12 protein-coding genes are annotated in these 16,014 nt (G+C 34.0%); 1 reads left to right on the top strand and 11 read right to left on the bottom strand.

Annotated features, from left to right (window positions below):
- Positions 1-64 precede the first annotated feature (64 nt).
- Both ACQKP0_RS19650 and ACQKP0_RS19645 read right to left on the bottom strand, forming a co-directional pair.
- Complete coding sequence (locus tag ACQKP0_RS19650) at positions 65-523, bottom strand: TlpA disulfide reductase family protein (protein ID WP_427407534.1); 459 nt, start codon at positions 521-523, stop codon at positions 65-67.
- A 177-nt stretch (positions 524-700) separates the two neighbouring features.
- Entirely contained in the window at positions 701-1,249 is a 549-nt protein-coding gene (locus tag ACQKP0_RS19645) for a peroxiredoxin (RefSeq protein WP_427407533.1), read from the bottom strand.
- A gap of 325 nt (positions 1,250-1,574) precedes the next feature.
- Between ACQKP0_RS19645 and ACQKP0_RS19640 the strand changes: the two genes are divergently transcribed.
- Positions 1,575-2,396: a mechanosensitive ion channel family protein gene (locus ACQKP0_RS19640; RefSeq protein ID WP_427407532.1), complete on the top strand. Its 822-nt coding sequence runs from the start codon at positions 1,575-1,577 to the stop codon at positions 2,394-2,396.
- A 269-nt stretch (positions 2,397-2,665) separates the two neighbouring features.
- Here the strand turns inward: ACQKP0_RS19640 and mraY are convergent, their stop codons facing one another.
- From mraY to ACQKP0_RS19595, 9 genes are all read right to left on the bottom strand, one after another.
- Positions 2,666-3,622 carry a phospho-N-acetylmuramoyl-pentapeptide-transferase gene (gene mraY, locus ACQKP0_RS19635; protein WP_427407531.1) on the bottom strand — a complete coding sequence of 319 codons (957 nt, stop codon included), beginning with the start codon at positions 3,620-3,622 and terminating at the stop codon, positions 2,666-2,668.
- Positions 3,623-3,779: 157 nt separating this feature from the next.
- Complete coding sequence (locus ACQKP0_RS19630; RefSeq protein WP_427407530.1) at positions 3,780-6,530, bottom strand: VWA domain-containing protein; 2,751 nt, start codon at positions 6,528-6,530, stop codon at positions 3,780-3,782.
- Positions 6,514-8,289 carry a vWA domain-containing protein gene (locus ACQKP0_RS19625; protein ID WP_427407529.1) on the bottom strand — a complete coding sequence of 592 codons (1,776 nt, stop codon included), beginning with the start codon at positions 8,287-8,289 and terminating at the stop codon, positions 6,514-6,516. The genes ACQKP0_RS19630 and ACQKP0_RS19625 overlap by 17 nt, the downstream gene beginning before the upstream one ends.
- 12 nt (positions 8,290-8,301) lie before the next feature.
- Positions 8,302-9,171 carry a DUF58 domain-containing protein gene (locus ACQKP0_RS19620; RefSeq protein ID WP_427407528.1) on the bottom strand — a complete coding sequence of 290 codons (870 nt, stop codon included), beginning with the start codon at positions 9,169-9,171 and terminating at the stop codon, positions 8,302-8,304.
- On the bottom strand, positions 9,168-10,175 hold the full coding sequence (locus ACQKP0_RS19615) for an AAA family ATPase (RefSeq protein WP_427407527.1): 1,008 nt from the start codon (positions 10,173-10,175) through the stop codon (positions 9,168-9,170). Before ACQKP0_RS19615 ends, ACQKP0_RS19620 begins: the two co-directional genes overlap by 4 nt.
- Before the next feature lie 12 nt (positions 10,176-10,187).
- Positions 10,188-11,741: a hypothetical protein gene (locus tag ACQKP0_RS19610; protein WP_427407526.1), complete on the bottom strand. Its 1,554-nt coding sequence runs from the start codon at positions 11,739-11,741 to the stop codon at positions 10,188-10,190.
- Positions 11,742-11,746: 5 nt separating this feature from the next.
- Positions 11,747-12,595, bottom strand: a complete 849-nt coding sequence (locus ACQKP0_RS19605) for an ABC transporter permease (protein WP_427407525.1) — start codon at positions 12,593-12,595, stop codon at positions 11,747-11,749.
- Positions 12,592-13,527 carry an ATP-binding cassette domain-containing protein gene (locus ACQKP0_RS19600; protein ID WP_427407524.1) on the bottom strand — a complete coding sequence of 312 codons (936 nt, stop codon included), beginning with the start codon at positions 13,525-13,527 and terminating at the stop codon, positions 12,592-12,594. Before ACQKP0_RS19600 ends, ACQKP0_RS19605 begins: the two co-directional genes overlap by 4 nt.
- Entirely contained in the window at positions 13,524-15,911 is a 2,388-nt protein-coding gene (locus tag ACQKP0_RS19595) for a hypothetical protein (protein WP_427407523.1), read from the bottom strand. The genes ACQKP0_RS19600 and ACQKP0_RS19595 overlap by 4 nt, the downstream gene beginning before the upstream one ends.
- Positions 15,912-16,014: the final 103 nt, after the last annotated feature.

The raw sequence follows: 16,014 nt of genomic DNA, 5'->3' as shown, positions 1-16,014 counted from the left end.
TTTACATCGTTTGTCTATGCTAAATAAAAAAAGCAGGTAAAAAATTAATACCTGCTTGTCTCTATTATGCCCCTGCTGCTTCTGTTTCGTTTAATACGCGGTTGACACGTTTTTCAAGCATTTTCATGCCGCTGCCGCCTGCTTGGAAATGACGCAGATTACCGTCTTTATCAAAAACATAGTATGCTGGAACATATTGGTTTTCAAATTTTTCCGTTAATTTGTGTTCACTATCGACAAAAATAGGTTGAGTAATGCCATGTTCCGCAGCAACCTTTTTAATTTCATCGATGTTCAAATCATCCTCTGAACGCGGCATATGGACCGCAACAACATTCAATTTATCTTTATAATTATCACGGAAATCATTAACTTGCGGCATTGCTTCTTTACATAAATGACAACTGATTGACCAAAAATGAAGCAATGTTGGTTTTTCACCAATTAATTCTTCACGTGTAACTTGACCATTTAACCATTCAGTAGCACCAGTTAACTCTGGCATAGGTTCACGAAGTTTCATTGATAATTCCTCCTTTGAGAGTTTTGCTCTAGCGCACAGCCCCTCGATGCCAAATAACTTCATTCAAAAAAAGTTATAGGGCAGACTTTTTTGAATTTTTGTCTGAGGCTGACCAAGGCGTTTTCGTATTTCTAATAAAAAGGCCTAACAGCGAGTTAGGCCTTTTTACTGTTTTAATTAAGCATTAAGAGTAGCTTGTCCAGGCTTCCAGTTAGCTGGGCAAAGTCCACCAGTTTGTAGTGCTTGAAGAACACGTAAAGTCTCATCTACATCACGGCCAATGTTGTTATGGTTAACAACTTGATACATTAATTCGCCTTCTGGGCTAATAATGAAAAGACCACGAAGGGCTACACCTTCTTCTTCAATTAACACACCATATTCACGTGCAACTGCATGGTTAGTATCTGCAGCTAAAGGATAGTTCAAATCGCCAAGACCGTTTTCTTTACGATCTGTTTTAATCCATGCTAAATGTGTATGAATAGTATCAGTAGATACACCGATTACTTCAGCATCTAGATCTTCGAATTCATCATAACGATCAGAAAGTGCTGTAATTTCAGTTGGGCAAACGAAAGTGAAGTCCATTGGATAGAAGAAAAGAACTGTCCACTTATCGTTTTTCATATTTTCTTCAAGACTTACTTTACCAAATTCTTTATTTGGCAATACTGCTTCCATTTCAAAACGTGGGGCTTGTTTCGCTACCATGCGTTCTGCCATTAAGAATCCCTCCAAAAAAAATTTTATGTAATTGATAAAGTAACGAGGTTATTCTCAATTACTTATTACTCACAATAGTAATTATAATAGACCACTATTTTAGAGTCAACACTAAATTAAAATAAATTTAAATAAAAAATAATTCTATTTAAATTATTTCACTTTATCTTCATTGTTTTTCCCATTTTGTTCATAAAATAAACAATAAAAATTTTGTAAAATAAATTTAAAGAAAATCAATGGTGATTTTTCTATAGATTAAGTTTATCATTTCTAAAGTGGGGAATAAAACAAAATGCCTTGCTATCAAGAAAGGAAAGAATAAATGGACAAGATAACGAAAAGCGTTACCAAATTTGATTGGACAGGTTATTCTATTTTAATCGGTCAAGTGGTATTAAAAATCATACTAATCTATATTGCCTATAGAATAGTTAAAGCAATAGGAAAAAAGGTGATTCATACTAGCTTTAATAACTATCAAAAAAAGACAGGTAGTTCAAATGGAAGATCGAAAACATTACAAAATTTAGTCGACAATACTTTTTCATATGTACTTATTTTCGTCTTTTTTGTGACAATGCTCCAAACTTTAGGTATCCCGACTACTGGAATATTAGCAGGATCAGGAATTGTCGGCCTAGCCATTGGATTTGGGGCCCAAGGTCTTGTAAGTGATGTTGTAACTGGATTTTTCATCTTATTAGAAAAACAAGTAGATGTTGATGACTATGTAACAATAGGAACATTCTCTGGAGTTGTAGAACAATTAGGTTTACGCACTACGAAAATTCGATCGGTTGACGGCACCATACATTTTATACCAAACAGACAAATCATAACCTTAAGCAATCATTCACGAGGAAATATGCAAGCACTTGTTGACTTTACAATAGGAGATCATCTCTCAATTGATGATGCAATAAATGTCATACAAAAAGCTTGTGACCACATCGCTACAATAGATGATAATATTGTCGAAGGACCAAATGTATTGGGCGTCCAATCGCTAGAAAGTTCGGATGTTGTTCTTCGCGTAATCGCCAAAACCAAAAATGGGAAACAATCAGAAGTAGAGAGAAAATTACGTAAGGTTATTAAAGAAACAATCGACTCACAAATGGCAGGGTTAGAAAGATTGGAATAAGAATTTTATACTCCACAAAAAAAGATAGAAGAACCTTCTTCTATCTTTTTTGTTTGTTATCTAGAGAGCCCAATCCATTTAATTTCATTTTCTTATAATGAAAAAAAGGAGTGAATTGCATATGGAATTTCTGTTACTATATTTAGTATTTGGAATAATTTTAAGTACAATCATTTATAATATCGTTGATTCGTGTCCTTTGTTTTTATTTCCGATCATATGTATCACCTGGATCCCATTTATTTTTATTGGGACAATTATTGCGTCTTTTATGGATTTAAAACAAATTTCCAGTAAAGTAAACATATGAATGTACAAATCCAAGAAACAAAACCAAAGACCGTTACTATGACATTTTCAGACCAGCCATATTTTAGTCCAAAGTGAAAATGGATCGGAGTCATTCGAAATATACGTTTTTTCGTTAATTTAAAAAACGTAACTTGTAAGATGACGGACAATTGCTCAGCAAAATAGATAAAAAATAATATTGGTATTAATATTTCAACTTTTTCCAACACTGCTAAAAAAGAAAGTGAACCGCCAATCGCTAATGATCCTGTATCCCCCATAAACGCCTTAGCTGGATAAATATTATAGATAAGAAAGCCTAGAATGCAAGCAATCATAATTAAAGAAAAGACTTGGACTTCCTGACGTTCAGAAATCAGAAAAAAGAAAAAGTATGTGGGAATAGCAACAATCCCTAATAATCCATCCATTCCATCAGTAAAGTTTATTGCATTTGCAGACCCCACAATAAAAAGGAGAATAACAATAAAATAAACTTCAGTTGAAAAATTAATGGATACATCTTTAATCAAAGTAATTTCCGGATTTAAATGAAAATACTTTACTAAAATAAATAGCATTGTACTAGTAAATATAAATTGAAAGAATAATTTCGTTTTTCCTGAAACCCCTCCTGGATCCTGACGAGAAGCCTTCCAATAATCATCTAAAAAACCAACAAAACTAAACAAAAGAAACGTCACAGCCAAAAAAATCATTAATGGATTATGCTTATAAAATAAGGCAACCAAAACACCTATTAAAAAAATACTTCCCGTCATCAGTGGTGTTCCTTTTTTTAATTGGTGGTCTGCAGGAAGCTCTTTCCTAATTGGCTGGGTTAATTGAAACTTTTTTAAAAACATGATTAAAAAAGGACATAAAACCGTTACACTGACAAAAGAAATGGCTGCTGGTACAAATGATATGAGCACAAATCTTCCCCCTCTAATTTTTAAAAAACCATTTATATATTTTGGGAAACACGTAAAAATTACAGAAACAAACATTAAAATAGTATGCAATAATAATAGAAAGTGTGAATCATTTTTGAAGTGGCGAACCACAGCTGTGGTTCACCAGATTTATAAACTATCTTTTTCTTTTCTTTGCAATTAACAATCGCTGCATACGATCGTCGGTATCTGTTTGTTCATTTTTATTTATTAGACGTTTTTCGATTTTTTTCGTTTCATTTAATTTTGGCTGTTTATTCATATCTGTATTATCCGAAATTTGTTTTTTCGGTTTGGTGCTTTGATTTTTACTTTTTACAAGTTGTTGAATAGGATCCACCTTTTGTTTTGTGGATTCCTCTTTTTTATCTACTTTACGGATACTTCTTAAAATAGGCTGTAATCCAAAGCGTCGTATTGCGATCTCAAAAAAGAAAAGGAAAAATGCAAGTAACAATAGCCACTCAGTAATCGATTGTCTATGATAAGATTTACCTGGGACATTGGCAAATGCACCCTTTTTCGAAATTTGCTTTCCTAACTCATTTAAATGAAGTTCGTTCGTTCCTTGTAGTAAATATTCCTTTGAATAGGGAACTGTAAAGCCTGTTTGAAAAGCTTTGATACCATTATCTGCTGTTTTTTGTTTTATTCGTAAAAAATACATCCCTGGAAGATCTTCCATCTGAAGTTCGTATTGACCAAGAGCTGTCATCTTCGTCTTAACTTTCATCTCTTTTCCCGTTTGCGAGAAAATAGAGGCTTCTAGTGGCAATAATTCAGCCTGATCGGATTGTAATGTAATTGATGTTTTTCCATTCTCTGCTCGAACGTTCATCTCATATGGTATGTTCTCAAAAGAAGGGAAAGTTTTTGTTACGAGTTGACTCCAAAAGCTCGGCCACTCACTCCATCTTGCCCAATCGCCTGCCCATTTCCCTCTTGTATCTGATGTGAAAGCAATCGTTCTTCCCAAACCATATTGCCATTCTGCTAAAATAGGATCCTCTTTCTCACTTAAAATAGAAACCTGTGCTGTTTGTTTAGGAGTAACTGCAATATATGCGTTCATTTTAGGGATTCCGTTTTTGAAAAAAAGAAACCACTCAGGATATGGCTGCACTTTAGGATAGAATGGATGATCTTCGATATATGTTCTAGTTGCCATAACTGTTTCCCTTGATAGAATACTTGGAATGACAGTTGAATCGGAAACATAATAAAATCTACCCGCTCCATATTTCGCTAGATCCTCTAATAAGCGAATATCTGCGTCTTGTCCAAGCCCAACGGTTGAGATTGTTATGTTATCCTTTTTTCCTTCTTCAATTAATTCCTGATAATTTGCATTTTGGGACTGTCCATCTGTTAATAATATAATATGCTTCCTTTGAAGTTTTAATGGCTTTAATTGATCATAAGCCATTTTCAAAGATTGAAAAATCTCTGTTCCTCCCCCATCAGTTACAGACCGGATTTTTTTTATGACATTTTTTTTATCCTTAATTGGTGCAGTCTCAACAATTTCCCAAGGTCGATCATCAAAAGCAATAAAGCCAAGCGTATCTTCCTCACGCAATAGCTCCACTGATCTTGCAGCTGCTTCTTTGGCAAGAGCCAGCTTTTGACCGCTCATACTTCCAGAACGGTCCATCACAATGACCAAGCCTAATGAGGGCATTTTTCTCTTCCCTTTTATCTCCATGTTCACAGGGAGTAGTTTTTCAATCGGAGTTTTAAAATAACCTCCAAGCCCAAAACTGTTTTCTCCACCTGCCATCACAAAGCCTATCCCGAATTCCTTTACTGCTTTTTCTATAAAATTCATTTGCTTCTCACCAATAGAGGTAGCATCGACATTGTTAAAAATAACCGATTGATATTGTAAATAGCCGGATAATGTACTTGGAAGCTGCTCAGGAACGATTGAATCTACTTTTATCTTTGCCGTTTTTAATATGTTTTCTAGCGAAGCATCTTTTTTATCTTGAACAATGAGAACTCTCGGTGTACCTGTTACATTGGAAACAGCAAAAAGCTTATTATTTTCTAAAAATGCATCATTTTCAGCAATGATTTCAGCTTTATAAACAAACATTCCTGTATCGTCGACATCATGTGAAAATGTAAATTGATTCTCCCCTACTTTTAGCTTAACAGCTTTTTTTAATATCTCACGGTTGTTCAAAGAAATGCGGATAGTGGCGTCCTCGTTAATATTACTTTTCGCCTTAATCTTTAGTTGGGCATTTTCTCCTTTATATAATGTTGGTGGGACTTTAAACTCTGTTAAAGCAGCATCATTTCCTGATTTCCCTGCCATCTTTACATGAACCAATTCAATATTTTGTTGTTTTAATAAATTTACAGCTTCCTTTGCATTTCCAGTCGTTTCATTTCCGTCAGAAAATAAGACAATTCTTCCTTTTTGATAATTGGGTATAAGTGAAGCTGCAAGCTGTATCCCTTGTTCAATATTTGTTTGATCCTCACCTACCTTGCTTGAAAATTGCTGGATAGGTTCTTCATCGCTCGTTAAAGATTGTTCTACTGCTGCAGTTTTTCCTATCGAAACAATACCAAAGGAATCCTGTTTCTTTTTTGACCGCATGCTTTCTTCAATCCAAGATAAAATTTGTGTATCCGTTCCTTTCATACTTGCTGAACGATCCACTAAAAAAATAACATTTTCTCCTTTTACCGGAAGTAAAATTTGTGGAACAGTTAAAGCAAAGATTAGTAGAAGGAAAATGATTGACCTTAATGAAATAATAAGATTTTTTTCTATTTTGTTTATCGATTGAGATCTTCGATAAAAAAGATATATTACTATAAGTGCTGGGATGACTAATAGGAAAAGAAGAGGATATTTAACGTCTATTTGCACGTCTATAAACCTCCCATTCAATAAATAATATGATGAATGCTGTAATTGTTATCCAGAACCATATAAATGAGTATGGTGTTGATTTAATATTTCCTTTTGCCCCAGGTTTTAGTTGATTCAAAACAAAAGAAGGCTTTACTGGTATGGATTGTTCTGATTCATCAAGTACTACTGCCATATACATAGAATGATCCCCTGCTGTAATTTGATATAACCCTGGCTTATTAGGTGCAACAAAGCTTTCCTTTTCAAGCTGAAAGGAACGAATAAATTTGCCGGATTCATCATAGATCTTCCAGTTTGAATTTGTATCGGTTGTCATCCACTTTTTTTCATCTGGCGTAAAAAATCCTTTAAAGTTTTGCTGATCAGAAAGCCATTGAAATGATTGATATAAAAATATAGGAAAACCCGGCTTTAAAGGCCAGTCTGAATCTTCTATTGAAAAATTAACACAAACTACTCGCTTTCCATTTTGTTCACCCTTTCCAATTAATGGAACATCACCACTTTGGGCAATGGTTTGTAAAGTAGTTTGATTCATCGTTGATCCTTTTTGAATAAAAGTATTTTCAAAATCGACATATTGGAGTAAGGGATCATCCTTGGTCGTTATCTGATGTTTAATATTCGATTCTTTCCCTTTGTTTGGATTAATAATCATGGAAGGAGATTTGATCCATTTTGTTAAGGGAACACCTTCCATTAAAACAATTCCGTCTTCTGGCTCCTCTTTCCAATCATTCATAGAAACCTGAGTAACATGTACACCAATAGTCTCGAATCCTTTTATTAAAAATGGATTTACGTCACCAACTGCATATATTTTTGAAAGAGGTGGTGAATAGACAGCCGTCCTTGTATTATCAATAGGATAATCATCCTTTACATCGATTGATGCAACATAATAATCCTTCTGAGGCAAGGATGGAACATTGACTAGTTTTTGACTGCCTCCAGGGATTAAAACCACTTTTGTAAAAAGGACATTATCTTCATTACGAATTTGAAATTGCACTTGCTGATCTTCTTTGCTCTGATTTTCAATCAAACCTGCCCCAACAATCTTTTGATTCCTCTTTGCTACCCCAAAAGATTGGAGGGATAGATTTGTTCCTTCACTACCAATATTATGAACATGAATTGGGAGCTTTTGACGAATCTGCGGAATGGATTCTTTTGTAACTGAATCCGAATATATATGGATGGATGAATTATTTTTTTCTGCCATAGACTCTGCTAGACGGATGGCTTTATCTATATTGCAAGCTTGATAGGAAATAGAAAGCTGATTTATCTTTGCTTTTAAAAGTGATTGATTCGTTTCGTTTTTGATCTCTACTTTTGCGTCATTCCCTGCAGAAATTAATGTAACATCTTGTCCATTTATTTGATCAATCATCGATATTAATTCATTTTTCGCTGATTGGAATCTTGATTGACCGTTATGGATTGCAGACATTGAGGCTGATGTATCTACAATAATAATTAAATGATCACTACCGATCCCTTTTGTCTGCCAGAAAGGATTAATTAACGCAAACATTAATAATGTTAAAATCGCTAATTGCATCCATAATAATATATTTCTTTGCAGCTTTTCAATCCAAGGTGAAGCCTGCCATTCATTCATTACCTGATCCCAAAATAGATTGGATGGGACAATTTGTTTTTCGTATTGCTTACGAAATAGATAAAATATGATGACTCCGGCAATAAAAATGCTAAGTAATAAATAGATTGGATTTGTTAAACCCATAGTATTTTCACCTCACCTAATCCAACCATGGGAGATGCAATCCCTAAGAATAATTTCATCAATCGTCTTTGTATCATCTACTAAAAGGTACCCAAAACCCAATCTTTTACATAGAAGCTTTAGATTTTCTGTATGTTCATTTAACTTTTTTTCATATTGACTGATGATCCTGGGTTTCATGCTAACATTTACTTCGTTCCTTGTTTCACTATCAATGAGCTTTATATCTCCATGATATTCTGGATGTATTTCAATTCTGCTTAATAATTGGATGAACCAAACTTCTCCTTTTAAAAATGCGAATTTTTCAAGTACCCCTTCATAATGATCGATTGGCTCTAATCCGTCTGTTATAATGATAGTTAGCTGCTTACCCTTCAGGAAATGACTTTTAATTGATTCTGTAAAGGAAAGCCCTTCATTTTTTACTTGTAAGTTTAGTATTTCGAAAATGGATGCTTTTGCATGAAAAGAGCCTTTTTTATGAATAATCCTTGGCTGCTTCGTTTCAACAGGTATGAAAGAAACTTGATCTTCATTTGACAAAGCTAAATAAGTGAATGCTGCTGCTATCTGTTTTGCTCTCTCCCATTTGCTCTCAATAATGTTTACTGATGCTGTACAATCCAAATAAATAGCAGTTTTTATTTCTTGTTCATCTAAATATCGTTTAATATAATGCTTCATGGTTCGGCCATAAATATTCCAATCAATTTGCCTTAGATCGTCCCCTGGTTGATATGCTCTGAAATCAGAAAACTCTAATGATGAACCGAATTTAGGAGAACGTCTCAATCCTTTATGAGTTCCTCTTTTTCTAGTTTTAACAACTAATGTTGCTTTTCTTAACTTGGCTAAAAGCTCCTGTGATAACATCATCATTTAGCATATACTCCAGCCCTTTGGACCATTTCAATACATTCTTGAATCAAATTATCTGGAGTAATTCCGGATGCTTCCCCTTCAAAATTAAGCAGTATTCGATGTCGTAATACTGGTGAGGCGACTTGCTTTATATCACCAATAGATACATGATATCGACCAGCAAATAAGGCTCTTGTTTTCGCCATTTGAATAAGGCCTTGAAGTCCGCGTGGACCACTGCCATATTGCACAAATTTATTCACCGAATCAGGAGCATTCTCTGTATTTGGATGGGTAGCAGATATAATATTGACAGCAAGTTCTAATATTTCTTCAGAAACTAATATTTCTTTAGATAGATTTTGGATATGAACCACATCTGATTTAGATATAATCTTGCGCAATATCGGCGGTTTAACTCCAGTCGTCCTTACAATAATTTCTTTTAGTTCTTCTTTAGTAGGATAAGCAACATTAATTTTACTTATAAACCGATCCATTTGGGCTTCAGGCAAAGGATAGGTTCCTTCCATATCAATTGGGTTTTGAGTGGCTAATACAAAAAATGGAGATTCCAGCTTTTTGGTGTCACCTAAAATCGTAATCGTTTTTTCTGCCATCGCTTCCAATAGTGCACTTTGAGTTTTCGGTGTCGCACGATTGATCTCATCTGCCAAAACAATATTAGAAAACAGTGGTCCCATATGAAAAACAAATTCCTGTTTGCCACTTTCATTAGGCTCTATAATCATCGTACCTGTAATATCTGAGGGCATTAAATCAGGAGTAAATTGAATACGTGAAAAAGACAAATCAATAACTTCTGAAATTGTTCTGATCAGCATCGTCTTACCTAACCCTGGCAATCCTTCTAATAAGGCATGACCACCTGAAAATATCGTCCATAACACTTGATCAATAACTTCAGATTGACCAACAATAAATGACTGTATTTCCGATTTTGTTTGCTTAAGCAGCTCAGTTGCCTCTTTAAAGACTATCTCTTTCGAATTTTCTATCATCTCTTACACCTCTTAGTCAGGATTTAAATCTGAAAAGTATTGTTTAACAATTGTTTCTAATTCATTAGGAAGCCTTACTCTATCCGAACTGTTTCGAAACGCATTTACATATTGTTGAAACACCTCTTTATAAGAACGTATTGAACCCCTTAATACTGGTCCATTTCCCGAAAATTGCTCTTTACTTTTACCAGAACCTAGTGTACCTGTATCTTTTTTAATATTATTCTTACCATCGATCGTTTCAGGAATAGTTAGAAAATCACGCGACCCTTGACCAGTCCCAGCTCCAGGACCCTGGCCATTGCCTTGACCTTGTCCTTGTCCTTGTCCTTGACCTTGTCCCTGGCCTTGGCTTTGGTCTTTTCCTTGACCTTGACTTTTGCCTTGGCTTTGTCCTGGTCCTTGGCCTGGACCCTTTCCTTGATTATTTCCAGATTTATTTCCATTTGAATGATTTTGATTTGATTGATTTTCTCCATTAATTAATTGTTGAGATTGATCCGAAAAAGCTAATTGATCACTAATTTGCATTCCATCTTCTATCATATTCTTTTGTAATTCTTGAGTAATATTTTTTAAGTTGTCTTGGGCAATTTCTAAATTTTTCAATTGATTTTCCATATTTATAGCATCGTTAATTTTCTGTTCCAGTTGTGACAACTGTTCTTTTGATAATGGATTTTCTCCATTTTGCAGCTGACTTAAAGCTTTCTTTTGCTGGTCGGTTAACTGTGACCAACCATCTTTCATTTTTTTTATTTGTTCCTCGATTTTTTTTGTATCTTTATTTTCAATTGCTTTAGCTAAATCATTTAACTTAATTTCCTCTAATATTTTTGCAAAATTTCTCAATGGCTGTTGTTTTTCTTTTGCTTTTAATGTTTTTAATTCAAGCTGATTATATTCTTTAGCTAATTTTTTTAAAGCATCATCAGCCTTTTTTAATTTTTTTAAGTCTTGCTTCATTTTTTTTAAGTTTTTTTTCGTCGATTCGTTTTTTTCTTTCTTTATCAATTGATTAATTTTTTCTTCTGTTTTCTTGACTAACTCGATTTCCTTTTCCTTATTCTTTGCCATTTTCATTGTTTCGTTAGGAATGCTTTCTGATAAAATCATCCCGCCCCATAATAGGATCGCCATGATAATCAATCGATAATGAAGCCATTTTTTCTTTCTTTGCAGGACATTACTTCTTTCTTTTTTCATATACTGTAAGGCATCTTCTCTTTGTAATTGATATACATCCCCATCGTATTCAATAAAAGAAAGAGCTGTTTTCACACGGTCATCTTTAACATATTCATCGTAAATCTCTGCTGACTGTTTCCTCCCGGGCCTATTTTTATAAAATAAATAAGAGATTAGGATAAATATAACTATGATCCCTATAATCAATGGCCTTTCAATATACGGAATCACTATCCAACGCCCCAGCAAAGATAATACGATTGAAAATACACCTGTTACCATGAACAAAATTTGTAAGCTCTTTAAAAAATGTTCAAACCATAGCTGCTTTTGAACACCTTTTATTAATTGATAAAATTGTTTTTTCGCATCCATCGTGATCACCTATTTTTCGGTTTCATATTTGGGCGAAGCTTACAAATACTTATCAATAAAACGATCAAAGTTAGAATTGAATAAAAGATAATATAACTAACCCATAACGGGAAGTGGATTCCTGTTGTCCGATACATCTCTTCTGAAATCTCAGGTGTAAGAATTCCTCCTAATACAATAGGTGGATTTAGCATCGCTAGAAAATAGCCTGTTGGATTCGTTGTTGGAACGCCCTGCATCTGCATTTGGGTGAAACGCATGACAATGAGAAAGAAAAAAGCGGTTCCACCTGCTAACAGTAATGTGACTCCATAGGTAGTCACCATAGATACAATTGTTTTCCTTATTATCGTTGAAAATAAAACACCCAAGCTTGCAAATGCAATGATAGTAAATAAATAAAATCCAAAAACAGAGATCAATGTCATAGGAGATACTCCGCCAAATAAGAAAACCACACTATATATTGGTAAGCTTGAGATAATTAGTAATAGTAAATACGAAAAAGATGAAAACAACTTGCTCAGAATAATACTTGTCGAGCTTTGAACAGTTGTTAACAAAATGTTCAATGTTTGCCTTTCTCTTTCTCCGCTGATCACTCCTGCAGTTAAACCAGGGGTGATAAATAATATTAGTGCAAGTTGTAAAAATGAAAGCATAGTAAACAATGATCTACTTTCTTCTGGACGGAAAAAACCGACCCTTCTAAACTCTGTCATCATAAAAATAAAGCCAATGACAATCAAACCGATTGCTAACAAATAGGCAACGAGACCGATAAAGGTTTTAAAGGAGCGAAACCTTAATTTAAATTCTTTATTTAATACAGGGTTAATTAAAAACTGTTTCATACTAGTTCCACTCCTTTCGTAATCTCCATAAATACATCTTCTAAATTCGTTTCAAATTCTTTAAAGCTTACAATCTGGATATCTTGCAAAATAGCTTCTTTTAATAGATGCCACTGTTCCTCTGAATCGCCATTAAATACAAATTGGAAAGACTCATCATCCTCTAAAAGATCCATCTGTGAAACATTTGGCTGATCTTCAAAATATTGAACCGCTTTTTTTCGATTATTGAAAACCTTAACAACAATCATTTTTTCTGCTTGCAATTGTTTTTGGATTTCAGCTACAGAACCATGAGCCACTAACTTTCCATTATCTATAACCCCGATTTCATCACACATCTCTGCTAATTCCGGTAAAATATGTGAAGAAATCAAGATCGTTTTCCCCATTGTCTTTAATTCTTTCAATATTTCCCTCATTTCAACCCTTGCCCTTGGATCTAAACCTGAAGCTGGCTCATCCAAGATTAACACTTCTGGATCATGTATCAGCGATCTTGCCAAGCATAGTCTTTGCTTCATGCCCCGCGAAAGCACATCTACGTAAGAATCACGCTTATGAGATAAGTTGACAAGCTCAAGTAATTGAGGAATGAGCTGTTTTCTTTTATTAGCCTCTATTCCATAGCTCGAACCATAGAAATCAAGATATTCCTCAGCTTTTAAGTGATCATAAACACCAAAAAAGTCTGGCATATAACCTATTTGTTTTCGCACTTGTTTTGGCTCAATGGAAATATTAAATCCATTAACATAAGCTGTTCCTGAAGTAGGTGCCAGCAATGTAGCTAAAATTGAGAACGTGGTAGATTTACCGGCTCCATTTTGACCGACAAATCCAAATACCGTCCCTTTATCAATATTTAAGTTTAGAGAATCTAAAGCAGTAAATGATCCGTATTTTTTTGTTAAGCCAGTTATTTCGATCATGGACGTACCTCACCTTTCACTGTAAATTCAGGCAGATTAACATGGGGGTCGCCTTGAGCAGTTTTTGTTAATTTAATTTTGAAATTTCCATTTGAGTAATATCTGTCAGGTGTATTATCAAAAATGATGACTTTATTTTTCTGATTTAAAGAAACATATTTCCCCTTAGAGAAATCATAAATGCTATAATCAACTAATCTGTTCTCTTCTAATTGAATTTTAAACTCTTGAATAATCGTCTTTTCTACATTCATTTGCTGTGGCAGCTGATAGGTGATTTCATATTCACCATCATCTAACATCATATCATTCCCTTTTCCAGTTTTTCCTTCCATTATATTTCCTTTAATAACAGAAACACTCATACGGATGGAATTTTGGTTAAGTGTAAAAGGTCCGTTAATATTTCCACCAATCGTAAAAGGCTGATAAATTAATGAAAGATTGTTTATTTTCGCTGTTTTGTTTTCTAATTTTGTTTGAACAACAGGGCTTGATGTAATACCATAAATAACTGGTTGATTTTCCTTATTATAGTTTTGCGATAATAATCCAGCCATCCCTTCCAATCGTTCCATTTTCATCTTACTGATATCCCTTACATTATTGATTTGAGAATATCCTCCTGAAATATCAGAATATATTGGTGCACTAAGATATGGTTCATTCATTTTTTCATTAACAGTTACTGATTCTCCTTTTTTCAGTTTTCCTAAGGAATATGTTTGATCACCTGTCCAGATATAAACCTTTTCAAAATCATATGGAAATTGATTTTCTATTTTTCCCACTAGCTTTTGATTGTTTAAAGATAAATTAATCAAAAATTCCCCATCAATTTGAACATTAACAAAACCTAGTAATGATCTGGTTGACCAATATTCTACATTGTTAAAGTTAAATTGATCTGTATTGAGCTTATTTTCAATAACCGTCTGGTTATCTGTTTTCAACCGCCTACCATTAATTGGAATTGCATTAAATTGTCCTTTAGGAAAGGAAAAAACATAATCTCCTCCCTTATTCGACATTAGGGATGTACCAAACAGACCAAATAATTGACCATTTCCATTCGCCTCAAAAGTTCCCATTTGATTGATTTGCGGTTTAGAGATTCGATCCTTTGCTCCAGTAAAAAATATCCCCATCGATACAACTATTGAAATAACTGGAATTATCCACCAAGAATGCTCTCGTTTATCTAATTTCTTAAGAACAAAATACAAAATCGGTACAATTAAAAGAAAATAGCAAACTAAAATCATTACAGTAGTCCCTATTGAAAATTGCGACGAAGGAAATAACTCGTTTACTTCTGCAAATTCATAATAAATCGAGTCGAAAAATCCACCTCCGCTATTAAACATACTTTTTGGTTGTGAGCTTTTAGCCTGGGTCAAAAGGAAACCTAACCAATTATGGTAACCTTGCCATGTAGATAGAGGTTCATCACCTAAAGAAAATGCAGTTTGCCAGATTTCTCCGTTCCCTACTTTTTTATTTACAATAAGAGGAATGTTATCTACCTTTGTAATGATATTTGTTTGATCTTTTAATTCCCCAGTAAACACAGGTAATTCGTTGAAAGGAGGCTTCTTGTTTTTATTCACTTCTAAAAAAGAAAGGTTTTTAATTTTTGTCTCCTTGCTTAAATTCATCGGCATATCATCTTTTAATATTCCGAAAGATTGCAGGCCATTTGGTGTAGCTCCACTGATCAAAACACCACCATTTTTAATCCAATCCTGAATAGCTCTTTGCTGAGATTCATCGAGTTGAGTAACCGCATATTCATCGACAAAGATATAGTCAAACAACTCGAGTCCTAAAGCATCAGGAGGTATCGTACTCTTTGAAAGCGTATAGACTCCTACTTCTTCAAAATTCGGTTGAATTGTCTTTAATTCTTTTAATCTATCCGGGTTTTCACTTAAAATCCCAATTGATTTTTCAGTTTGCGGAGCGAATTTAGGACTAAATGTCAAACTGCCGCTTCCTTTCACTTCATCACCATTTTTCCAGCTTCCTTTATATAGATGTACGATAGGTTTTTTAGTAAAATCATAACCAATATCTTCTAATAAACCTGGGACCGATACAACGAATTTCTTTGTCATGCCTGCTGGCAATTCCACATGTATAGCTTTACTTCCAGAAGAATTATAGGATGCTGCAAAATCAATAAGTAAATCTCCTTTAAAATCTTCACCGTTATTTTTTATAGTGATATAAACGGGAAATCCTCTTTCACTTTTTAAGCTGCCATTTATTCCGGCTTCTACCTTAATTTGAATGGATTCTTTCGCATATATCGGTTTTACGATCAATATTGGAAAGATGATGATCATTGCTACGAATAGTGTCCACTTTTTTAGTAGTTTCATTATTTGCCCCCTAATTCTCTCTCTATTTAGACGTCTAATTTTCTAAAAGTTTTTTATAAGCCTATTATTTTTATAGACGTAATATTTTTAATAATTACTACAT

The sequence above is a fragment of the Heyndrickxia sp. NPDC080065 genome (assembly GCF_050281185.1).
GTDB lineage: Bacteria > Bacillota > Bacilli > Bacillales > Bacillaceae_C > Heyndrickxia.
The sequence above is the reverse complement of the archived record's forward strand: the minus strand, read 5'-3'. Positions and strand labels throughout refer to the sequence as shown.